This is a genomic window from Ancylobacter dichloromethanicus, from assembly GCF_018390645.1.
GTDB lineage: Bacteria > Pseudomonadota > Alphaproteobacteria > Rhizobiales > Xanthobacteraceae > Ancylobacter > Ancylobacter dichloromethanicus.
Window position 1 is genome coordinate 846,072 of the sequence record NZ_JAHBGC010000020.1, and the last position, 22,096, is coordinate 868,167.

Below are 22,096 nucleotides of genomic sequence, written 5' to 3' on the forward strand. Positions count from 1 at the left end.
AGCGCCAGCTGCAATGCCCGGCTGCGCGCGCTGCTGCCACCTCCTGCTGCAACTTGCCTTGATCTGCCTCGGCTTGCAGTTGGCCGGCTGCGGCTCGGTGATCGATGCCGACCAGGCCCGCATCTGCCGGGCGGTGGCCCCGGCGCTGCACGACGAGGGTACGGAGATCGTCGAGACGCAGCTCGCCCCGGTCCGCAACGCCGCCGCGGCGCTGCGCTACACCTACCGGGCGCGCGGGCCCCTCGGCAGCGCCCCCCACGAACTGATCTGCCGGTTCGCCGCGCAGACCGGCGCCGGGCGCTTCGACCTCGTCGCCGCCCTCGCGGATGGCGCACCGCTGGGCGAGGTGAAGCTCTACATCCTCAAGCGCTGGTGGCTGGAGGAGGCGCAGCCCGAAGCGCGCGGCAGCCCGCTGTTCCGGCTTGGGCCGCGCGGTGCCTACTGGCTCCAGCAGGTGCTGGGCGGCCTTGTACTGATGGGCGTCTACGGCCTGGTCGCCACCGGCTTCGCGCTGGTGCACGGCCTTTATGGCCGGATCAACCTTGCCTTCGGCGAGGTGGCGGTGGCCGGCGGCGTCTACATGCTGGTCGCGGTCAGCCTCGCGGGCGCGGCGGGACGCATCGGCCCGCTCGGGCTGGCAACGGCCCTGCTGGCCGGGATTGCGGGAGCGGCGCTGCTGAGCTGGATGATCGGACGCACGGTGTTCGTGCCGGTCGCCGCGCGGGTGCGCTCGCCCCAGCCGGTGCTGATCGCCACGCTCGCCGTCGCCATCGTGCTGGCGGAATTGTTCCGCCTCACCGCTCCCAATCGCGAGAACTGGCTGCCGGCGCTGCTCAACCGGCCGATCTTCGTCGCCGGACAGGACGGGTTCGTCGCCACCGCGACGCCGGCGCAGTTACTGGCGGCAGGACTTACCCTGACCGGCATCTCGCTGTTGCTGGGCCTCGTCCGGTTTACCGGCTATGGCCGCGCCTGGCGCGCCCATGCCGACGATCCGCTGATGGCGGCGCTCGTCGGCGTACGGGTGCCACGGCTGGTGGGGGGCACCTTCGCACTGGCGGGGGGCTGCGCCGGGCTTGCCGGAGCGGCCCTGGTGGTGGCTTATGGAACGATTACGCCCGGCGAAGGGCTGTCGATGACGCTCAAAGCCTTGATTTCGGCAATTATTGGCGGCATTGGCTCGGTGCCGGGCGCATTGCTGGGCGCCGCCCTCGTCGCCGGCGTCGAAATCGTGTGGTCGTCCGCCTTCGATATCGCGTATCGCGACGTGGTGATCTATTGCCTTCTGGTGGCCGTTCTCATTCTGCGGCCGGGAGGCCTTCTCCAGCGTGCGGCACCTTCGCCGCGAGAATTCTGAGTGGTTCGATGACTTTGCCCGTAACCCCCGCCGATGTCGCCGCCGCACGCAAGCTGCTGGACGGCGCGGTGCTGCGCACGCCCACCCTGCCGGCGCCGCGCCTCTCGGCGATTACGGGCGCCCATGTCTATGTGAAATACGAGAACCTGCAGGTCACGGCGAGCTTCAAGGAGCGCGGCGCGCTGACCAAGCTCTCCAGCCTCTTGCCGAACGAACGCGCCGCCGGCGTCGTCGCCATGTCGGCCGGCAACCATGCGCAGGCCGTAGCCTATCATGCCGCACGGCTCGGCATCCGCGCCACCATCGTCATGCCCAGGCACACGCCGATCGTGAAGGTCGCGGCCACCGAGGCGCATGGCGCGCGGGTGGTGCTGCACGGCGAATCGGTCGGCGACGCCTCTGAGGAGGCCGACCGCATCGCCCAGGCCGAGCACCTCGTCTGGGTTCACCCCTATGACGACCGCCACGTCATCGCCGGCCAGGGCTCCATCGCCGCCGAGATGCTGGAAGACGCACCCGACCTCGACGCGCTGCTGGTGCCGGTCGGCGGCGGTGGCATGATCGCCGGCATGGCGGTCGCCGCGCGCGACATGCGGCCCGACATCGAGATCGTCGGCGTCGAGACGCGGCTCTACCCCTCGATGTGGAACGCGCTGCACCAGCAATCGCTGCCCTGCGAGGGCGCGACGCTGGCGGAAGGCATCGCGGTCAAGCAGGCCGGCGTGCTGACGCGCGAGCTGGTTTCCGCGCTGGTGTCGGACGTGGTGCTGGTCGGCGAGCCGACCATCGAGCGGGCGGTGAACCTGTTCCTGACCCAGCAGAAGACGCTGGCCGAGGGCGCCGGCGCCGCCGGCCTCGCGGCACTGCTCGCCGACCCGGAGCGCTTTCGCGGCCGCAAGGTCGGGCTGGTGGTGTCGGGCGGCAATATCGACCCGCGCATCGTCGCCTCCATCATGATGCGCGAGCTGGAGCGGGAGGAGCGGATCGTCTCGTTCCGTTTTTCCATGCTGGACCGGCCGGGCGAACTCGGCATCATTGCCGGCCTGCTCGGCAGCCTCGGCGCCAACATCCTCGAAGTGGAGCACAAGCGCCATTTCCTCGACGTCCACGCCAAGGGCGCGCGCCTCGACGTGACGGTCGAGACCCGCGACCGTGCCCATGCCGACGACGTCTACCGGGCGCTGATCGACAATGGCATGGACGTGGTGCGGGTCGACTGGCAGTCGGCCAGTTAGAACTTGCCGGCCCACTCGTCGGCCCCCTTGCCGGCACCGACACGCGCCACCACCTGACGGTGGAGGAGGAGACCGGCATGTTCGACACCCGCAATGGCGACGAAGCGAGGCCCTACGCCTTCGATCCGCTCGTCGAGCCGGAATATTTCCGTGGCGTGCTGTTCCGCCGGTTCCTGGCGTTTCTGATCGACGCGGTAATGATCTGCGTGCCGGTCGGCGCGGCCGCTTTGCTGATCTTTGTGTTCGGCTTCCTCACCCTTGGGCTCGGCTGGTTCCTGTTCGGGCTGCTGGGGCCGGGCTTCGTGGTCTGGGCGCTGGTCTATACCGGGCTGACGCTCGGCGGGCCGCGCTCGGCCACCATCGGCATGCGGGCGATGGGGATCGAGATGCGGCTCTGGTACGGGGCGCCGATGACCCCGCTGCTGGCCGTGGTCAGCCTCGTGCTGTTCTGGGTGTCGATGAGCGTATTCACGCCGCTGGTGGCGGTCGTCGGGCTGCTCAACCGCCGCAAGCGGCTCGTCCACGACTTCGTCGTCGGCACGGTGGTGACCAATGACGAGGCGCGCGCCGACGAATTGCGCCGCTATCGCTGACAAACCCGGTGAGCGGCGAACGCAGGCTTTGACGTCGCGGCCGGGGCGCGCAATCCTTGACGCCTTCGCAACGTGAACAAGCCGTGACCGAACATTCGCGCGACACACCGCAGTTCTACCTGACCGCACCCTCCCCCTGCCCCTATCTGGCGGGCCGATGGGAGCGGAAGGTCTTCACGCATCTGGTCGGCGAGCGCGCCACCCAGCTCAACGACGTGCTGACCCATGGCGGGTTCCGGCGCAGCCAGTCGATCGCCTATCGCCCGGCCTGCGAGCAGTGCCGCGCCTGCGTCTCGGTGCGGGTGTGTGTCGACGATTTTCGTGAGACCCGCAGCTTCCGCCGTGTGCGCCACGTCAACGTCGATCTGGTCGGCGACATCCGCGCCGCCATCCCCACCGCCGAGCAGTATTCACTGTTTCGCGGCTATCTCGACAGCCGGCACTCGGATGGCGGCATGGCCGACATGACCGTGCTCGACTACGCGATGATGGTGGAGGACAGCCATGTCCGCACCCGGCTGATCGAGTATCGCCGGCACGGGCCGGGCACCGCAGTGAGCGGGCGGGGCCAGGGCGCGCTCTACGGCGTGGCGCTGACAGACGTGCTCGCCGACGGCCTGTCCATGGTCTATTCCTTCTACGACCCTGAAGAAGCCGAGCGCTCGCTCGGCACCTTCATGATTCTCGATCATGTCACCAAGGCGAAGGCCATGGGCCTGCCCTATGTCTATCTCGGCTACTGGGTCGAAGGCTCCGACAAGATGAACTACAAGCGCCGTTTCCTGCCGCAGGAGCGGCTCGCGCCGGCAGGCTGGCTGCGGGTGGAGGAATAACGCATCGCGGTGCCGCGTCGCGGAGAGCGATAGCGACCGGCTCCCCCCCCCGGCGCGCCTCAGCCGAACCTGTTGTTGCGGGGGAACCCCTTGGGCGGCAGGCGGCCGGCGCCGGCGCGCTCGCCGCGCCATTCGGCGAGATCGGTCACGGTCCAGGTGCGGCCCGACGTGTCGGTCCAGGTCAGGCCGTCGGCGGCGGCGAACACCTTCACGTCGCTCATCGCGCCGTCCTTGTAGCGCTGCAGCCGCACGCCGCGCCCGCGGGTCATCTCCGGGATCTGCGACAGCGGGAACACCAGCAGCTTGCGGTTCTCGCCGATGACCGCGACGCTGTCGCCAGCGGCCACCACCACCTTCACCGCCTCCTGCGCATCGACGCCGAGCACCTGCTTGCCCTTGCGGGTATTGGCGAGGCAGTCGTCCTCGGCGACCAGGAAGCCGCGTCCCTCCTTCGCCGCCACCAGCAGCCGGCGCCCGCCCACATAGGGCAGCACGTCGAGAATGTCGGCCTCCTGCTCCAGCTCGATCGAGAGGCGCAGCGGCTCGCCATGGCCGCGTCCGCCCGGCAGCTTGGAGGCATCGAGCGTATAGAAGCGGCCATTGCTGGCGAACACCAGCAGCTTCGCCGTGGTCTCGGTGAAGAAGCGGATCTTGAGCTGGTCGTCGCCCTTGAAGGCAAGAGCCGAAAGATCGGCGACGTGACCCTTCAGCGCCCGGATCCAGCCCTTTTCCGACACCACGACGGTGATCGGCTCACGCTCGACCAGCGCCTCGATCACCGCATCCGCCTTGTGCACCGACGCCTCCCCGAAGGTGGTGCGGCGGCGGCCGAGCCCGGTCTCGGGGGCGAACATCTTGCGGGTCTCGGCGAGCTGCGCGGCGACCGTCTTCCATTGCCGCGCCTCGGAGGCGAGCAGCTTCTCGATGCCGTCCTTCTCCTTGGTGAGCGCGTCGTGCTCCTTGCGGATCTCGAATTCCTCGAGCTTGCGCAGGCTGCGCAGCCGCATGTTGAGAATGGCTTCCGCCTGCACGTCGCTCAGCTCGAAGCGCTTCATGAGGGCGGGCTTGGGCTCGTCCTCCTCGCGGATGATGGCGATCACCTCGTCGAGGTTGAGATAGGCGATGAGGTAGCCGCCGAGCACTTCCAGCCGGTGCTCGATCTGGGCGTGGCGATGGCGCGAGCGGCGCAGCAGCACCTCGCGGCGATGGTCGACCCATTCGCGCAGAGCCTCCAGCAGGCTCACCACCTTCGGCACCTGCCCGCCGACCAGTACGTTCATGTTGAGCGGGAAGCGGGTTTCCAGCTCGGTCAGCCGGAACAGACTCTCCATCAGCAGTTCGGCGTCGACATTTCGCGCACGTGGCTCCAGCACGAGGCGCACATCCTCGGCCGATTCGTCGCGCACATCGGCAAGAAGCGGCAGCTTCTTCTCGTTCAGCAGGTCGGCGATCTTCTCGACCAGACGGGATTTCGGCACGCCATAGGGAATCTCGGTGACGACGATCACATAGGTGCCGCGCCCGGTCTCCTCCTTCTCCCACCGCGCCCGCAGCCGGAAGCCGCCGCGGCCGGTGGCGTAGGCATCGGCGATCGAGGACGGGGACTCGATGATGACGCCGCCGGTCGGGAAGTCGGGGCCCTTCACAAAGGCCAGCAAATCGTCGGTGGTGGCCTGCGGGTTGTCGATGAGGTGCAGGCTGGCGTCGATCAGCTCCGCCGCGTTGTGCGGCGGGATCGATGTCGCCATGCCGACCGCGATGCCGGTCGAACCATTGGCCAAAAGGTTGGGGAAGGCGCCCGGCATGACGACCGGCTCTTCCGTCGTGCCGTCGTAATTGGGCCGGAAATCGACCGCGTCCTCGTCGATACCCTCGAGAATGAGGCGCGCCACCTCGGTCAGGCGGGCCTCGGTGTAGCGTTCGGCGGCGGCGTTGTCGCCGTCGATATTGCCGAAATTGCCCTGCCCGTCGACCAGCGGATAACGCTGCGAGAAGTCCTGCGCCAGCCGCACCATGGCGTCATAGATCGCCGCATTGCCGTGCGGGTGGAATGAACCCATCACGTCGCCGACGATCTTGGCGCTCTTGCGGAAGCCGCCGCCGGGATCGAGCCGCAGCAGACGCATGCCGTACAGAATACGGCGATGCACCGGCTTCAGGCCGTCGCGCGCGTCCGGCAGCGCCCGGTGCATGATGGTGGAAAGGGCATAGGCGAGGTAGCGCTCTTCAAGCGCCGCCTTCAGCCCGATCGGTTCGATCGTGCCATCATCGGTCGGAATCGGTGGCTCACCCATGCCTTTTGCTACCGCGAAGCGGCGCCGGGAACAAGACGCGAACGCGCCCGTGCAAATCTATCCACCGGGCCGCTTGAGCGCCGCGATCAGCGAGGCCCGGGCGTCCGGCAGCGGCAGGCCGCGCGGGTCGAAGACGCGCCGCGCCAGAAAGTGGCCCGTGAGCGCGAAGGCGGCCTCGACATCCTCCGGCAATGGCGGCTCGGCGACCTCGCCGACGAGGAAATAGGGCAAGTTGAACAGCCTGGCCTGCCACGGCGCGCCGGCATCGCGGCTGACCGCGCGGCCGGATTTGGGCGACACATAGAGCAGGTCGTTGCGCCCGCCGGTCGCCGCGCAGCTTTCCAGATCGAGGCCGAAGCCGAGTTCGGCCAGCATGGTCAGTTCGAACCGGGCGACCATCATCCCGGTGAGGCGCGGATGATCGAGATGCTCGACCATGGTGACGAGCATGGCGTGCAGCGCCGGATGCGGATCACGCTCCGGCAGCAGGCGAACAAGGCTGCCTATATGGCTGAGCGCGAAGGCGGAATGCGCCTGCCCCATCAGCCGGCCGGCACGCGGCGCGGTGACTTCCAGCGCGAAGGCGCCGAGGTGCTCGTCGAGCCGGGCGCGCCAGGTCACCTGCACGCCGTTTCCCGCCTGCAACGAGGCCGCCTGCCGGCGTGATCCGCCACCCCGCACCAGGCCGAGATGGCGGCCGTGGCTGGCGGTCATTAGTTCGACGATGGCACTGGACTCACCGTGGCGGCGCACGCCGAGAATGATGCCCTCGTCGGACCACTCCATCGGGCGGCCTCACTCCTGTGGGAAATCCAGCCCCATCTCGCGGTAGCGGGCGGGGTCGTCGGCCCAGTTCTCGCGCACCTTGACGAACAGGAACAGGTGGACCGGCGCCTCGACGATATCGGTGAGTTCCTTGCGTGCCGCCATCGAGATCGCCTTGATGGTCTCGCCCGCCTTGCCGAGCACGATCTTCCGCTGACTCTCGCGCTCGACGAAGATGGTCTGTTCGATGCGCACCGAGCCGTCCTTGCGCTCCTGCCAGGAGTCGGTCTCCACCGTCGAGCGGTAGGGCAGTTCCTCGTGCAGCCGGTGGAACAGCTTCTCGCGGGTGATCTCCGCCGCCAGCGAGCGCATCGGCGCGTCGGAAATCTGGTCCTCGGGATAAAGCCACGGGCCGAGGGGAAGGATTTCCGCCAGCCACTGCCGCAGTTCCTTGAGGCCGTCACCCGCGAGGGCGGAGACCATGAACAGACGGTCAAAGCTGGTGAGTTCGGCGACCCTGGCGGCGAGCTCCAGCAGGCTCTCGCGCTTCACCAGGTCGATCTTGTTGAGCAGGATCGCACGCGGGCGGCGCACATCGGCGAGGCCGCGGATGATGGATTCGACGTCCTCGTTGAGGCCGGCGCGGGCATCGATCAGCAGCACCACGGCGTCCGCGTCCCCCGCCCCGTTCCAGGCGGAGCGCACCATGGCCTTCTCCAGCCGGCGCTTGGGGGCGAAAATGCCGGGGGTGTCGACCAGCACGATCTGCGTCGCGCCTTCGATCGCGATGCCGCGCACCAGCGAGCGCGTGGTCTGCACCTTGTGCGAGACGATCGACACCTTGGTGCCGACCAGCGCGTTGGTGAGCGTCGACTTGCCGGCGTTGGGCGTGCCGATGAGGGCGACGAAGCCGCAGCGGGTGTTTTCGCGGGCCTCGTCGGGTGTCTCGTCGCTGATGTCGTTCATTGCGTGACCCGTTGGAGAAATGCCGCAGCGGCGGTCTTCTGCGCGTTCTGCTTGGAGGAGCCGGTCGCCTCGACCGGCTCGAAGCCCGGCACGTCGACGGCGATCCGGAATTCGGGATTATGATCGGGACCGGAGCGCTCGACCAGCCGGTAATGCGGCGGCGGCAGGCCCCGCCCCTGCGCCCATTCCTGCAACGCTGTCTTCGGGTCGCGCGCGGAGCTGCCGGGGACGGCGAGGCGGGCGCGCCAGAAGCGCTCCACCACGCCCTCGGCGGCGGGATAGCCGGCGTCGAGATAGACCGCTGCCAGTACCGCCTCGACCACGTCGGCGAGAATGGCCGGGCGCTCGCGCCCACCGGAACGGTCCTCGCCGGCGCCGAGGCGCAGATGCGGGCCGAGCCCCATGGCGAGCGCCACTTCGGCGCAGGCATCCTCGCAGACGAGATCGGCGAGGCGGCGCGACAGCTCGCCCTCCTCCGCCTGCGGATAGGCGCGGTACAGCATGTCGGAGACGACCAGCCCCAGCACATGGTCGCCGAGGAATTCCAGCCGCTGATAGGAGCGCACCCGCGCCTTCGATCCCTGAACGCCGGTCACCGAGCTGATATGGGTCAGAGCGAGGCGCAGATGCGCGCGATCGGCGAAGGCATGGCCCAGGGCTGCTTCCAGCGCGTCGAGGCCGGCGTCGTCGGGGACGCGCGACTTGGCCCGCGTCATCGCACGAAGGAGAAGAGGCGGTCCCAGCGCACCGTCCAGGGCCATTTCCAGAACTGCCAGGCGGCGTCACCTTCCTTCACCGAGAAGAAGATGATCTGCGCCCGGCCGATCAGGTTCTCATAGGGTACATAGCCGACCTGGCTGAGCACCCGGCTGTCGGTGGAGTTGTCGCGGTTGTCGCCCATCATGAAGTAATGGCCGGGCGGCACCTTGTAGACCTCGGTATTGTCGTAGAAGCCGTTGTCGACGAGGTCGAGCGTGTAATAGCTCACGCCGTTGGGCAGCGTCTCGGTCCAGCGCTTCACGCGCTCTACCCGGCCATTGCCCTCGTCGTCCATCCAGTAGCCGGCGTCCTCGCGCTTCACCGCCACGCCGTTGATGTGCAGCACCCCGCCGATCATCTGGATCTCGTCGCCCGGCAGGCCGATCACCCGCTTGATGTAGTCGGTGCTCTCGTCGCGCGGCAGCTTGAACACCACCACGTCGCCACGGTTCGGCGTCGAGCCGAGGATGCGCCCGTCAAACAGCGGCGGCGACAGCGGCAGCGAGAAGCGGCTGTAGCCATAGCTGAACTTGGAGACGAAGAGGTAGTCGCCGACCAGCAGCGTCTCTTTCATCGACCCGGAGGGGATGTTGAACGGCTGGAACAGGAAAGTCCGGATCAGCAGGGCGATCAGGAACGCCTGAAGGATGACCTTCACGGTCTCGCCGAGGCCGCCTTCCTTCTTCTTCGGTTCGGTGGTCGACGTCATGTTGCCTTCCGGTGCGCTCAGCGGCACGGCGTGCGCCACGCAGGGCGGCCGTGCGCTCCTATAGCCGCTCGGCGAGGCCGCGGCAACGCGCCCCGCTCACGATCGCACGAGGTTACGCGGCGTCAGCGCGCCCTACCCGCCGTGCGAAGCGGGAACCGCGCTGATGATGACGAAAGCCTGGGCGAGCGGGCCGTCATCGGTGATGGTGAGGTCGATCTGAACCTCGAAGCCGGCCGGGGTGATGGCGTCGAGCCGCGCCTTCGCGCCGCCGGTCAGCAGCATGGTGGGGCGGCCGGAGGGCAGGTTGACCACGCCCATGTCGCGCCAGAACACGCCCTGCGCCAGCCCGGTGCCGAGCGCCTTGGCGCAGGCTTCCTTGGCGGCGAAGCGCTTGGCATAGCTCTCGGCGCGGCGGGTGCGGCGGTCGGATTTGGCGCGCTCGACCGGCGTGAACACCCGGTCGAGGAAACGCTCGCCGTGCCGCTCCAGCACTTCGGCGACGCGCCTTGCGTCGGTGATGTCGGAGCCGATGCCGAGGATCATGTCCGGCCCTCCCTCACGCCGCCTGCGGCGCGCCGAGCCGGGCGCGGCCGCGCGCCATGCCGGTTCGCATCTGGCGTATCGCGCCCTCGAGGCCGACGAAGATGGCTTCGCCGATGAGGAAATGGCCGATGTTCAGTTCGCGCACCGGCTCGACGGCGGCGATTATCTCCGCCGTGGCGAAGTCGAGGCCATGGCCGGCATGGATTTCGAGCCCGAGCGCGCTCCCGTGCGCGGCCGCCTCAAGCAGGCGCGCCAGTTCCGCCTCGGCGCTCCCCGTCTCGCCGGCGGCGAGGAATTCGCACCAGGCCCCGGTGTGCAGCTCGATCACCGCCGCGCCGATATCGGCGGCACGGGCGATCTGGTCCTCGTCGGGCGCCACGAACAGCGAGACACGGATGCCGGCATGGGCGAGCTTCTCGACCTTATGGGCGAGATCGACGCCACCGCCGATGACGTCGAGCCCGCCTTCGGTGGTGCGCTCCTCACGCCGCTCCGGCACCAGGCAGGTGGCGTGCGGGCGATATTCGAGGGCGATGGCGACCATCTCGTCGGTCGCCGCCATCTCGAAGTTCAGCGGCACGCTCAGCCGGTCGCGCAAGCGGCGCATGTCGCTGTCGCGGATGTGGCGGCGGTCCTCGCGCAGATGAGCGGTGATGCCGTCGGCACCGGCGGCGCAGGCGAGTTCGGCGGCGCGCACCGGATCGGGCAGATCGCCGCCGCGGGCGTTGCGGATGGTGGCCACGTGGTCGACATTGACGCCGAGGCGGATGGGAGGAACGATGCGGGTCACGCCTTCGCCCCCTGTATGCCGCGCGAGCCGGGCTTGATCGGCGGCAGCGCCGCGAGTTCCGGCGGCAGCGCGTCGGCGGGATAGGCGGGAATGTCGAGCCGGGCCAGCGAGACCAGCGTCACGCCGAGATCGGCCTTGCCGTTGGAGCGGTCGATCAGGCAGGCGGCGCCCACGACATTGGTTGTGTGCTCGGCGATCGAGGCCAGGCATTCGCGCGACGACAGGCCGGTGGTGACGATGTCCTCCACCATCAGCACCCTCGCCTCGGGGGGAATGGTGAAGCCGCGCCGGAGCTGGAAGGTGCCGCCCTCGCGCTCGACGAACACCGCCTTGGCGCCGAGATGGCGGGCGGTCTCGTAGCCCGGCACGATGCCGCCGACGGCCGGCGACACCACATAGTCGATCCTGCCGAAGGCAGCCTCAGCCTTCTGCGCCAGCGCCTTGCACAGGCGCTCGGTGCGCACCGGGTCCTGAAAGATGAACATCTTCTGCAGGAAGACCGGGCTGCGCAGGCCCGAGGAGAGGATGAAATGCCCCTCCAGCAGCGCGCCGGCGGCACGGAACTCGGCCACGACCTCGTCTTGTGTCATCTCGAATGCCCGGAGCAGGTTTCTGAACGGTTCGGGTGATAGCCCATCCGTGGGGCGGCGTCACCCATCCGTCATCGGCCGGCCCGCTCACGCGCCGGCGGAAGGCAATCCGCGGTCCACACAGCGGCTGCGGGCGCGGACGCAGGCCAGCGCGGCCTCCCCGGCCAGTTGCTCGACGCGGGCGCTGGCGACCAGATGGCGGTTGCCGGCGACCCGGCCCCAGAAGGCCCTCACGGCGCCCGCCGCGATGCGGAAATTGGCCTGGATCTGCTCGGTCATCGGTGTTTCCTGGAGGCGTCTCACGGGACTGCCGAGGAAACGCCGAACAGGGTTAACGGCTCCTTATCAGCCGTTTACCCGCTCCACGCTCGACACCACCGGGCGGGCGCGCAGATCGGCGATGATGCCGTTGAGATGACGCAGGTCATAGACGCCGATGTCGATCACCATGCGGGTGAAGTCGGCCGAGCGCGAGGACATGCGCAGATTTTCGATATTGCCGTCGCGTTCGCCGATCACCTGCGCCACCTGGGCGAGCGAGCCGGGCTCGTTGGTGGCGACGACGACGATCTGCACCGGGAAACGCTGCGGGTCGTCTTCCTCGACATCCCACCGCACATCGAGCCAGCGTTCCGGCTCCTCCTCGAAATCCTGCAGCGCCGGCGACTGGATCGGGTAGATGGTGATCCCCTCGCCCGGCGACAGGATGCCGACGATGCGGTCGCCCGGCACCGCGCCGCCATTGGGAGCGAAGCGAACCGGCAATTCGCGGTTGATGCCGCGGATAGGGATGGCGGTTTGCGGGTCCGGGTCGCTCTCGATGCCGGGAATCTTGAATTTGAGGCTCTGTCCCTGCTCCAGCTCGAACCAGCCCTCGCCCTTGAGCGCGGCGCGCTCTTCCGGGCGCGGGCCGGTCCATTCGGGATGAACCGCCTTCACCACGTCGTCCGAGCGCATCTCGCCACGCCCGACCGCCGCATAGACATCCTCAAGCGAGGCACGGGCGAGCCGGCCGACCGAGGCGGCGAGCTTGTCCTCGGAAAACACCTTGCCGGCCCGCACGATCGCTCGCTCGACGATCTTCTTGCCGAGCCCGGCATATTGCGCCCGCACCGCGGCGCGGGTGGCGCGGCGGATGGCAGCGCGCGCCTTGCCGGTGACGACGATCGATTCCCATGCCGCCGGCGGCGTCTGGCCGGAGGCGGTGATGATCTCGACCTCGTCGCCATTCTGCAGTTCGGACACCAGCGGCGAAATCTTGCCGTTGATCTTCGCCCCGACCGCCCGGTCGCCGACGCCGGTGTGGACGGCATAGGCAAAGTCGATCGGCGTGGCCCGGCGCGGCAGGATGATCAGCCTTCCCTTGGGGGTGAAGCAGAACACCTGGTCGTGGAACAGCTCCAGCTTGGTATGTTCGAGGAACTCCTCCGGGCTGGAGCCTTCCGCCAGCAACTCGATGGTGCGCCGCAGCCACGCATAGGCGCTGGAATCACGGGTCAGCGGATCGGACCCGCCATTGTCCTTGTACAAGGCATGGGCGGCGATGCCGTATTCGGCGATCTCGTGCATCTGCCGGGTGCGTATCTGCAGCTCGACGCGCTGCCGGCCGGGGCCGACCACCGTGGTGTGGATCGAGCGATAGTCGTTCTGCTTGGGGGTCGAGACGTAGTCCTTGAAGCGCCCCGGCACCAGCGGCCACTTGGTGTGGACGACGCCGAGCGCGGTGTAGCAGTCCTCCACGCTGTCGACCAGGATGCGGAAACCGTAGATGTCCGAGAGCTGCTCAAAGGCGACGGACTTCAGCTCCATCTTGCGCCAGATCGAATAGGGGCGCTTCTCGCGGCCGGTGACCACGGCGGCGATGCCCTTCTGGGCGACGGCGTCGGACAGCTCGCGCTCGATCGCGGCGACGAGTTCGCCATTGTTCTCCTTCAGCGCCTGAAGGCGGCTGAGGATGGAATTATAGGCCTCCGCCGACAGCTGGCGGAAGGAGAGGTCCTCCAGCTCCTCGCGCAGGTCGTGCATGCCCATGCGCCCGGCCAGCGGGGCATAAATGTCCAGCGTCTCCTGCGCGACGCGGGAGCGCTTCTCCTCCGGAACCCATTTCAGCGTGCGCATGTTGTGCAGCCGGTCGGCGAACTTGACCAGCAGCACCCGCACGTCATCGGCGATGGCGAGTAGCAGCTTGCGCAGGTTCTCGGCCTGCTTGGCCTGCTTGGAGACGAGGTCGAGCTTCTTGATCTTGGTGAGGCCCTCGACCAGCGCGCCGATCTGCGGGCCGAAGATCTTGTCGATCTCGTCGCGCGTCGCGTCGGTGTCCTCGATCGTGTCGTGCAGCAGGGCCGCGACGATGGTGGCATCATCGAGCTTGAGGTCGGTCAGGATGGCGGCGACTTCGAGCGGGTGCGAGAAATAGGGATCGCCCGAGGCGCGCTTCTGCGTGCCGTGGGCCCGCATCGCATAGACGTAAGCGCGATCGAGCAGCGCTTCGTCGGTATTGGGGTTGTACCGGCGCACGCGCTCGACGAGCTCGTACTGCCGCATCATGACAGAAACTCGCGAGAAAGATCGGCCGGGGCGGCCGCCAAGCTAGATATCGTCCGCCAGCCCGGCCAGTGCAAGCTGCATGTCGCGGGAGATGCAGGCAAAATGCAAACGGCCCGGCACAGGCCGGGCCGCACGACACAGATGTTCCGGCGATCAGCCCGGGCCGGTCAGCCCAAGCCGGTCAACCCAGCCCGATCAACCTTCGTCGTCGTCGCTCGGCTCCGGCGGCACCAGGCCCTGCAGGCCGGCCAGCAGTTCTTCCTCGGTCATGCGGTCGAGCATGATGTCGGAATCGTCGGCACCGGACGACGCCGAGGACGCGATCATCGGAACCGTCTCCGGCTCCGGCTCGTCCACCTCGGTGAATTTCTGCAGCGAATGGATCAGCTCCTCGCGCAGATCCTCCGGCGAGATGGTCTCGTCGGCGATCTCGCGCAGGGCGACGACCGGGTTCTTGTCGTTGTCACGGTCAACCGTGATCGGCGAGCCGGACGCGATGGTGCGCGCGCGGTGGCCGGCAAGAAGGACCAGCTCGAAGCGATTGTCGACCTTGTCGATGCAGTCCTCGACGGTGACGCGAGCCATGCCTCGGCACTCCTGACGGTGTAAGGGAAGCGGCCTCCTTAAAGCAATGCGGCCGGCGGGGCAAGCTTTCCACGCCAGAACGGGGCGCCATCTCCTCACGATCCGGCGATTAAAAGCGGCGGACAACGGCCCCGCCGTCTCGCGCCCGCCACAAATCAGTTATGTGTATGGGCGGACATAGGGTGCCCCTGACGGGGGTGACCGGGTCGCGATTAAAACTATCAGTCTGGGTATTTTCTCGTTATGGTCAACGGCATGGAAAAGATCGCCCTCTTTATTGACGGGGCAAATCTGTACTCGGCCACCAAGTCGCTGGGCTTCGACATTGATTACAAGCGCCTGCTGAAGGAATTTCAAGGGCGCGGCTATGTTCTCCGGGCCTTCTATTACACGACATTGGTTGAAGATACGGAATACTCGTCGATCCGCCCGCTTCTCGACTGGCTCGACTATAATGGCTACTCGGTGGTGACGAAGCCGGCGCGTGAATTCACCGACAGCCAGGGCCGCCGGCGGGTGCGTGGCAACATGGATATCGAGCTGGCGGTCAACGCCATGGAGCTTGCCGGCCATGTCGACCACATCGTCATCTTCTCCGGCGACGGCGACTTCCGTTCGCTGGTGGAAGCGGTGCAGCGCAAGGGCGTGCGGGTGACGGTGGTCTCCAGCATCCACACCCAGCCGCCGATGATCGCCGACGAACTGCGCCGGCAGGCGGACGTGTTCCTCGACCTCGTCGACCTCCAGGCCCGGGTCGGGCGCGACCCGGCGGACCGTTCCGGCCGCATGCAGGAAACGCCACGCTTCCTCGAACGCCGCACGCCGGCGCCTTCGGCCGACGACGACACCTCGGACGCCTGAGCCGATGCAAACGGCGCTCTCCGCCGCCCCGGCCCTGGCCGAGCCGGAGCGCGACTGCCCGCTCTGCCCGCGCCTCGTCGCCTTCCGCGAGGTCTGGCGCGGGCAGGAGCCCGACTGGCACAATGCCCCGGTGCCCTCCTTCGGCCCGGTCGACGGGCGGCTGCTGATCGTGGGGCTGGCACCGGGGCTGCGCGGAGCCAACCGCACCGGCCGCCCGTTCACCGGCGACTATGCCGGCGAACTGCTCTATTCGACCCTGATCAGATTCGGCTTCGCCACCGGAACCTTCGAGGCGCGGCCGGACGATTCATTGCGGCTGTTCGATTCCCGGCTGACCAATGCCGTGCGCTGCGTGCCGCCGGAGAACAAGCCGACCACGCAGGAAATGCGCACCTGCCGGCCGTTTCTTTCCGCCACGATCGGCCTGCTGCCGAGTCTCAGCGCCATCGTCGCCCTGGGCAAGATCGCCCACGACCAGGTGCTGGCGGCGCATGGCGAGAAGCTCTCGCATCACAAATTCGCCCATGGCGCGGTGCACCGGCTGGGCGAGGTGGTGCTTTTCGACAGCTATCATTGCTCGCGCTACAACACCAATACCGGCGTGCTGACCACGGAAATGTTCCACGCCGTATTCGCCAAGGTGCGCGCGCATATCGACGCGCTGGGCTGATACCGGTCAGGACACCGACTAGGGCGCGACCGGCGCCCAGAGCACGTCCTCGATGCGCGGGGCGCCGGACGCCAGCATCACCAGCCGGTCTAGGCCAAGCGCGATGCCGGAGGCTTCCGGCATGCGCGCGAGGGCGTCGAGGAAGTCCTCGTCGATCGGGTAGCGCTCGCCATAGAGCCGCTGCTTCTCGTCCATCCACGTGATGAAGCGGCGGCGCTGCTCGGCGGCGTCGGTCAGTTCGCCGAAGGCGTTGGCGAGTTCGACCGTGCAGACATAAAGCTCGAAGCGCTCGGCGAGGCGCGGATCGTCCGGCCTGGCCCGCGCCAGCGCGGCCTCCGAGACCGGGTAGTCGCACAGGACGGTGGGCCGGCCGATACCGAGTTGCGGCTCGATCTTCTCGACCATCACCCGGGAGAACACATCGGCCCAGCTGTCGTCGCCCGCCACCCGGATGCCGGCCGCGCGCGCCGCGTGCCAGAGCCCGTCGCGGTCGTTCGCCGCCACGCCGACGGTTTGCATCAGGTCGATGCCGGCGAAACGGCTGAAGGCCTCCGCCACGGTGAGCCGCTCCGGCACCAGCGTGACGTCGCACGCCTTGCCGCCGAAGTGGAAGGCGGTGGCCCCTACGGTCGCCGCCGTCACCGCCAGCAGCGCCGCGCAATCCTCCATCAGCGACTGATAGTCCTGATGCGCCCGGTACCATTCCAGCATGGTGAACTCAGGATGATGCAGTGCCGTCCGCTCACCGTTGCGGAACACGCGGGCAAAGGTGAACAGGCGCGCCTCCCCCGCCGCCAGCAGTTTCTTGGCGGTGAATTCCGGCGAGGTGTGCAGGTAGCGCGGCGTGCGGGAACCGTCCGGCCGCTCCAGTTCGGTGGCGAACGCCTTGAGATGGGTCTCGTTGCCCGGCGAGACCTGCAGGATCGGCGTTTCCACCTCGACGAAATCCCGCGCCGCGAAAAAGCCGCGCAGCGCGGTCGTTATCTTCTGGCGCGCCATCAGGAAGGGGCGCCGGTCGGCATGGCGATCGGGCGACCACCAGGGCGAAGCGGGAAAGGACATCGGCGGTTCTCCGGCGTGCGCGGTGCGCCATGCGGGCGGGGTTGGCGGAAGGCGGGCGCGCTTGTATAGGAGGCCGCAACGGAATCCCAGCGGTGCCCCGCGCGATGCGGCGCACCCAACAGCCAGAGGACCGCAATGGTCAAGGTCATCGCCAGCACGCTGCGCAAGGGCAACGTGGTCGACATGGACGGCAGGCTCTACGTCGTGCTCACGGCCGAGAACATCCACCCCGGCAAGGGCACCCCGGTGACCCAGCTCGACATGCGCCGCATCTCCGACGGCACCAAGGTCTCCGAGCGCTACCGCACCACCGAGCAGGTCGAGCGCGCCCTTGTGGAGGACCGGCCCTACACCTTCCTGTATTCGGATGGCGAGGGCTTTCATTTCATGAACCCGGAAAACTACGACCAGATCGCGGTGTCGCCGGATGTGATCGGCGACCAGGCTGCCTATCTGAGCGACGGCATGCAGGTCATGCTGTCGGTGCACGAGGGCAACGCCATCGCCATCGAGCTGCCGCAGCGCATGGTGCTGGAAGTGGTCGAGACCGAGCCGGCGATGAAGGGGCAGACCGCTTCCTCCTCCTACAAGCCCGCCATACTCTCCAACGGCGTGCGCTCGGCCGTGCCGGCGCATATCGGTGTCGGCACCCGCATCGTGGTGATGACCGCCGACGGCTCCTATGTCGAGCGCGCCAAGGACTGAGATTTTCTCTCGGATCGAATCAAAAAGCCCGGCCAAGTGCCGGGCTTTTCTTTTGGATTGGACCTTCTTGATCCCCGCCGCAGCGAAGCGGAGCGCCGCGACCGCTCCCCGCTTCTGCTGGCGATCCCGGACCGGCCCGCGGCCATCCGGTATGACGATGAAGGTGGGACCCGACGACCGCTACCCGCGGTCGCGCATCAGCCGCTGCTTGTCGCGAGCCCAGTCCTTGGCCTTCAGCGCCTCGCGCTTGTCGTGCGCCTTGCGGCCGCGAGCGATGGCGATCTCCACCTTGGCCCGGCCCTGCTCGTTGAAATAGATCCGCAGCGGCACCACGGTCATGCCTTCGCGCTCCACGGCCTGCCAGATCTTGGCGATCTGACGCTTGTGCAGCAGCAGCTTGCGCGGCCGGCGCGGCTCGTGGTTGAAGCGGTTGGCCTGCAGATATTCCGGGATGAAGGTGTTGTAGATGATCGCCTCGCCCGTCTTGGCGGAGACATAGCTCTCCGCCACCGTGGCGCGACCGCTGCGCAGGCTCTTCACCTCGGTGCCGGACAGCGCGATGCCGGCCTCGAACACCTCGCCGATCTCGAAGTCGAACCGCGCCCGCCGGTTATCGGCGACGACCTTGCGTTCTTGCGTCTTTTTCTCAGCCATCGCTTTGCTCCGGACCGGAGCGGATGCCCCGATCTGACGTCAGTTGAGCAGCCCGGCGTGGCGCATGGCCGCGCGGACGGTCTCCTTGGTCTTCTCGGTGACGGGCACCATGGGAAGGCGCGCCTCTTCGGCGATCTTGCCGAGAATGCTCAGTGCATATTTGGTGGGGCTCGGGTTGGTTTCAACGAACAACGCCTGGAACAGCGGGAACAGCCGGTCCTGGAGCTCCAGCGCCTTGGCGTAGTCGCCGGCGATGCAGGCGTCGATCAGTTGCGCGCAGAGCTTGGGTGCCACGTTGGAGGCGACCGAGATGCAGCCATCCCCGCCATGCGCCATGAAGGCCAGCGCGGTGGCGTCCTCGCCGGAGAGCTGGTTGAAGCCCGGCCCCATCGCCTGGCGCTGCAGGCTGACACGCACGAGATTGGCGGTCGCGTCCTTCACACCGGCGATGTTGGGCAGTTCCGACAGCCGCGCCATCGTCTCCACCGACATGTCGATCACCGACCGGCCGGGGATGTTGTAGATGTAGATCGGAATGCCGATGGCGTCGTTGATGGCCTTGTAGTGCTGGTAGAGCCCTTCCGGGCCCGGCTTGTTGTAATAGGGCGTCACCACCAGCACCGCGTCGGCGCCGGCCTTCTCGGCGTGGCGGGCGAGGTCGATGGCCTCGATGGTGTTGTTGGAGCCGGCACCGGCGATCACCGGCACGCGCCCGGCGGACTGGGCGACGGTCCATTCCACCACGCGCTTGTGCTCGTCATGCGACACGGTCGGGCTCTCGCCGGTGGTGCCGACAGGCACGAGGCCGTGAATGCCTTCCTCGATCTGCCAGTCCACGAGGTCGCGGAGCGCTTTCTCATCCAGCGCGCCGTCGCGGAACGGCGTTACGAGCGCCGTAAAGGATCCACGGAAGGGCAGCGGGTGAGACATGGCGCGCTCCTGAAGCTTTCTCATCCTTGTCGCTCAACCCCGGCAGGATGGGCCGGGCATGACGCGGCAAAGGGAGCATCAGATATCGCGTCGGCGCCACCGAAGGAAGGGCATTGTTGTCGCGTCCCGCGGCAAAGCTTGGCAAAGCGCCCGGCGTGCGCCACCCTGCCGCCGTTTCGCCGGGTTGATCGGCTAGAGGCGGAGTGGCGCAGCGGTTGAATGGCTTGAGCCCGGCTGCGCGGGGGTTGTGGTTAGCAATTCGTCAATAAGATCGCGAGACAAAGGGAGTGCCGGCTCCGGCCGCGATAGTGGTCGGCCCCCAGGCGGCTTCGGGTTGTCAGGAGTGCGAACAGCCATGCGCGAAAGCGTGAACGATCATCCGCTTCGTCGTTCCGGAGCCGTGCCGCGGCGCCGTGCCGGTGCCGTTCTGCCGGTCACCGCCGCCCTGCTGCTCGGCTCGGCCGGCCTCATTCCGGCGCTGTACCCGTCTTCCGCCCAGGCCGTGACACCCGTGCCGACCCCGGCGCCAAAGCCGGCCGCCAAAACGGCGAGCGCCAAGGGAAAGCCGACAACCGCAAAGACCGCGGCGAGGGATGCGAAGCCGGCTCCCACGCCCTCGGCCAGGCCGACCGTGTCGCCGTCCGCGAAGGTGACGGCAGCCTCGGCCGCCGGCGGCATGGCGCTTGCGGCGTCGCCCTCGTTTTCGGGCTCGCTGAGCGCCCTCAAAACCGCCACCGACCTGATCGACAAGGGCCAGAGCGCGCAGGCGCTCGCCATGGCCGACCAGATGCGCGACCCCGGCGCGCAGGCGCTGGTGCGCTGGCTGGCGCTGCGGGTCACCGCCCGCGATGTCGGCTTCGACCGCGCCGTCGCCATCCTGCAGGCGCACCCCACGCTGCCGACCCCGATCGTGCTGCGCCGCCGGCTCGAATATCTGCTCTATGTCGAGAACAAGGACCCACAGACGATCCTCGCCTTTTTCGCCGAGCAGGCGCCCTATTCCGGCGAAGGCAAGATCGCGCTGGCACGCGCGCTGTTCGCCGCCGGCGACCAGAAGGCGGGCGCGGCCTGGCTGCGCAATGCCTGGCAGGAAGACGCACTCAACACCGACACCGAAGCCACCGTCATGGTGGAGTTCGGCGGCCTGCTGACCCGCACCGACCACAAATACCGCGCCGACAAGCTGCTCTACGCCGAGGACAGCGAGCGCGGCCTGCGCGCGGCGCAGCGGGCGGGCGACGACGTGGTGAAGCTGGCGCGCGCGCGCATCGCGCTGTCGACCGGCAAGGGCGATGTGGGCAAGCTGCTGGCGGCCGTGCCGGCTTCGCTGCGCTCGGACCCGGCCTATATCTACACGCTCGCCAAGATGCAGCGCCGGAAGGGCGACCACGCGGCCGCCGCACGCACGCTCGCCAGCGCGCCGAAGGACCCCGGCCTGCTGGTCGATCCCGACGAATGGTGGATCGAGCGCCGGCTGGTGGCACGCGGGCTGCTCGACAAGGGCGATGCCCGCACCGCCTACAAGGTGGCGCGCGACGCGACGGTGCCGGAAGACGAGCACATGCGTGCCGATCACCACTTCACCGCCGGATGGCTGGCGCTGCGCTACCTCAACGATCCGAGGGCCGCGCTGGCGCATTTCGCCAAGATCCCGGAGAACCAGACCCATCCGGCCACGGTCTCGCGCGGCCATTACTGGCAGGGCCGTGCCTATGAGGCACTGGGCTCGACCGCCAATGCGCGGTCCCAGTACGCCACCGCCGCCCAGTACGGCACCGCCTATTACGGGCAGCTCGCCGCCGCGCGGCTCGGCAATTCGCGGGTCAAGATCCAGACCGCGCCGACCGCCACCGCCGCGCAGCGCAATGCGTTCAACCGCGACGAAGGGGTGATGATCTTCAAGCTGCTGGAGAAGCTCGACAAGTCGAACCTCTCCATCGCCCTCGGCTATGACCTCGCCGAAAGGCTGCCGGATGCCGCGCGGCTGGGCCTGCTGGCGGAACTGGCGAAGCAGCAGGGCGATGCGCGGGCCATGACGATGATCGGCAAGATCGCGCTCAATCGCGGCATTCCGCTGGAGGCCGAGGCCTACCCCACTATCGGCATTCCGCGCTACCAGCCGATCACGGAAGATGTCGACCGCTCGCTGGTCTACGCCATTGCGCGGCAGGAGAGCATGTTCAACCCGTCGGCGCTGTCGAGGGCGGGGGCAACCGGCCTGATGCAGGTGATGCCGGCCACCGGCCGCACCATCGCACGCCGGACCGGCACCAAGCTCGATCCCAGGCGGCTTGCCGTACCGGCAGTGAACGTGCAGTTCGGCGCGGCTGAGCTGCGCAGCCTGCTCGACAACTACCAGAACAATTATGTGCTGACCTTCGCCGCCTACAATGCCGGACGTGGCAATGTGGCGAAATGGATCGCGGCCTATGGCGATCCGCGCGATCCCGCGATCGACCCCATCGACTGGGTGGAGCGCATCCCGTTCTCCGAGACGCGCAATTATGTGCAGCGGGTGATGGAGAACGCGCAGGTCTACAAGTCGCGCTTCGGCTCCCGCGATTCGCTGCAGATCGAAGCGGACCTGCGCGGCTCGCGGTTCTGACCTCGCGCCTCCGACCCGGCGGGAGGGGCAGCCCCCTCCCCGT

At 68.0% G+C, this 22,096-nt stretch carries 22 protein-coding genes; 8 read left to right on the plus strand and 14 right to left on the minus strand.

What is annotated here, in order from left to right; all coding sequences use genetic code 11:
- Positions 1-13 precede the first annotated feature (13 nt).
- The 4 genes from KHC23_RS12740 (at position 14) to KHC23_RS12755 (ending at position 4,018) form a co-directional block, all read left to right on the plus strand.
- The gene (locus KHC23_RS12740; protein WP_213372989.1) at positions 14-1,357 is read left to right on the plus strand and encodes a branched-chain amino acid ABC transporter permease; all 1,344 of its coding nucleotides are present in this window, start codon (positions 14-16) and stop codon (positions 1,355-1,357) included.
- 8 nt (positions 1,358-1,365) lie between these two features.
- Positions 1,366-2,592, plus strand: coding sequence for a threonine ammonia-lyase (locus KHC23_RS12745; protein WP_213372990.1), 1,227 nt, complete (start codon positions 1,366-1,368; stop codon positions 2,590-2,592).
- 77 nt (positions 2,593-2,669) lie between these two features.
- Positions 2,670-3,185, plus strand: coding sequence for an RDD family protein (locus KHC23_RS12750; protein WP_213372991.1), 516 nt, complete (start codon positions 2,670-2,672; stop codon positions 3,183-3,185).
- 83 nt (positions 3,186-3,268) lie between these two features.
- Positions 3,269-4,018 (plus strand): arginyltransferase, encoded by a 750-nt coding sequence (locus tag KHC23_RS12755; protein ID WP_213372992.1) that lies wholly within the window; start codon positions 3,269-3,271, stop codon positions 4,016-4,018.
- Positions 4,019-4,077: 59 nt separating this feature from the next.
- Here KHC23_RS12755 and parC read toward each other — a convergent pair whose 3' ends face one another.
- From parC to rpoZ, 11 genes are all read right to left on the minus strand, one after another.
- Entirely contained in the window at positions 4,078-6,312 is a 2,235-nt protein-coding gene (parC, locus tag KHC23_RS12760) for a DNA topoisomerase IV subunit A (protein WP_213372993.1), read from the minus strand.
- A gap of 57 nt (positions 6,313-6,369) precedes the next feature.
- Positions 6,370-7,098, minus strand: coding sequence for a DNA repair protein RecO (gene recO / locus KHC23_RS12765; protein ID WP_213372994.1), 729 nt, complete (start codon positions 7,096-7,098; stop codon positions 6,370-6,372).
- A gap of 9 nt (positions 7,099-7,107) precedes the next feature.
- Positions 7,108-8,043, minus strand: a complete 936-nt coding sequence (gene era / locus KHC23_RS12770) for a GTPase Era (RefSeq protein ID WP_213372995.1) — start codon at positions 8,041-8,043, stop codon at positions 7,108-7,110.
- Positions 8,040-8,759, minus strand: coding sequence for a ribonuclease III (rnc, locus tag KHC23_RS12775; protein WP_213372996.1), 720 nt, complete (start codon positions 8,757-8,759; stop codon positions 8,040-8,042). The genes era and rnc overlap by 4 nt, the downstream gene beginning before the upstream one ends.
- Positions 8,756-9,511 carry a signal peptidase I gene (gene lepB, locus KHC23_RS12780; RefSeq protein ID WP_213372997.1) on the minus strand — a complete coding sequence of 252 codons (756 nt, stop codon included), beginning with the start codon at positions 9,509-9,511 and terminating at the stop codon, positions 8,756-8,758. Before lepB ends, rnc begins: the two co-directional genes overlap by 4 nt.
- Before the next feature lie 132 nt (positions 9,512-9,643).
- A complete protein-coding gene (gene acpS / locus KHC23_RS12785; RefSeq protein ID WP_213372998.1) occupies positions 9,644-10,054 on the minus strand; it encodes a holo-ACP synthase in 411 nt (136 codons plus the stop codon).
- Between the two features lie 13 nt (positions 10,055-10,067).
- Positions 10,068-10,844 (minus strand): pyridoxine 5'-phosphate synthase, encoded by a 777-nt coding sequence (locus KHC23_RS12790; protein WP_213372999.1) that lies wholly within the window; start codon positions 10,842-10,844, stop codon positions 10,068-10,070.
- Positions 10,841-11,434 carry an orotate phosphoribosyltransferase gene (gene pyrE / locus KHC23_RS12795; RefSeq protein ID WP_213373000.1) on the minus strand — a complete coding sequence of 198 codons (594 nt, stop codon included), beginning with the start codon at positions 11,432-11,434 and terminating at the stop codon, positions 10,841-10,843. Before pyrE ends, KHC23_RS12790 begins: the two co-directional genes overlap by 4 nt.
- Positions 11,435-11,521: 87 nt before the next feature.
- Positions 11,522-11,713 carry a CsbD family protein gene (locus tag KHC23_RS12800; RefSeq protein WP_213373001.1) on the minus strand — a complete coding sequence of 64 codons (192 nt, stop codon included), beginning with the start codon at positions 11,711-11,713 and terminating at the stop codon, positions 11,522-11,524.
- Between the two features lie 66 nt (positions 11,714-11,779).
- On the minus strand, positions 11,780-13,981 hold the full coding sequence (locus KHC23_RS12805; protein WP_213373002.1) for a RelA/SpoT family protein: 2,202 nt from the start codon (positions 13,979-13,981) through the stop codon (positions 11,780-11,782).
- Between the two features lie 195 nt (positions 13,982-14,176).
- A complete protein-coding gene (rpoZ, locus tag KHC23_RS12810; RefSeq protein WP_213373003.1) occupies positions 14,177-14,566 on the minus strand; it encodes a DNA-directed RNA polymerase subunit omega in 390 nt (129 codons plus the stop codon).
- 243 nt (positions 14,567-14,809) lie between these two features.
- Between rpoZ and KHC23_RS12815 the strand changes: the two genes are divergently transcribed.
- On the plus strand, positions 14,810-15,427 hold the full coding sequence (locus KHC23_RS12815; protein ID WP_213373004.1) for a LabA-like NYN domain-containing protein: 618 nt from the start codon (positions 14,810-14,812) through the stop codon (positions 15,425-15,427).
- A 4-nt stretch (positions 15,428-15,431) separates the two neighbouring features.
- On the plus strand, positions 15,432-16,097 hold the full coding sequence (locus KHC23_RS12820; protein WP_213373005.1) for a uracil-DNA glycosylase: 666 nt from the start codon (positions 15,432-15,434) through the stop codon (positions 16,095-16,097).
- Positions 16,098-16,115: 18 nt separating this feature from the next.
- Here the strand turns inward: KHC23_RS12820 and epmA are convergent, their stop codons facing one another.
- Positions 16,116-17,159: an EF-P lysine aminoacylase EpmA gene (epmA, locus tag KHC23_RS12825; RefSeq protein ID WP_213373006.1), complete on the minus strand. Its 1,044-nt coding sequence runs from the start codon at positions 17,157-17,159 to the stop codon at positions 16,116-16,118.
- A 135-nt stretch (positions 17,160-17,294) separates the two neighbouring features.
- Here epmA and efp point away from each other — a divergent pair, with 135 nt between their 5' ends.
- Complete coding sequence (efp, locus tag KHC23_RS12830) at positions 17,295-17,864, plus strand: elongation factor P (RefSeq protein WP_213373007.1); 570 nt, start codon at positions 17,295-17,297, stop codon at positions 17,862-17,864.
- A 180-nt stretch (positions 17,865-18,044) separates the two neighbouring features.
- Here efp and smpB read toward each other — a convergent pair whose 3' ends face one another.
- A complete protein-coding gene (smpB, locus tag KHC23_RS12835) occupies positions 18,045-18,518 on the minus strand; it encodes an SsrA-binding protein SmpB (RefSeq protein WP_018390952.1) in 474 nt (157 codons plus the stop codon).
- A gap of 39 nt (positions 18,519-18,557) precedes the next feature.
- The gene (gene dapA / locus KHC23_RS12840; protein ID WP_213373008.1) at positions 18,558-19,448 is read right to left on the minus strand and encodes a 4-hydroxy-tetrahydrodipicolinate synthase; all 891 of its coding nucleotides are present in this window, start codon (positions 19,446-19,448) and stop codon (positions 18,558-18,560) included.
- A 355-nt stretch (positions 19,449-19,803) separates the two neighbouring features.
- Here dapA and KHC23_RS24665 point away from each other — a divergent pair, with 355 nt between their 5' ends.
- A complete protein-coding gene (locus tag KHC23_RS24665; RefSeq protein WP_213373009.1) occupies positions 19,804-22,053 on the plus strand; it encodes a transglycosylase SLT domain-containing protein in 2,250 nt (749 codons plus the stop codon).
- Positions 22,054-22,096: the final 43 nt, after the last annotated feature.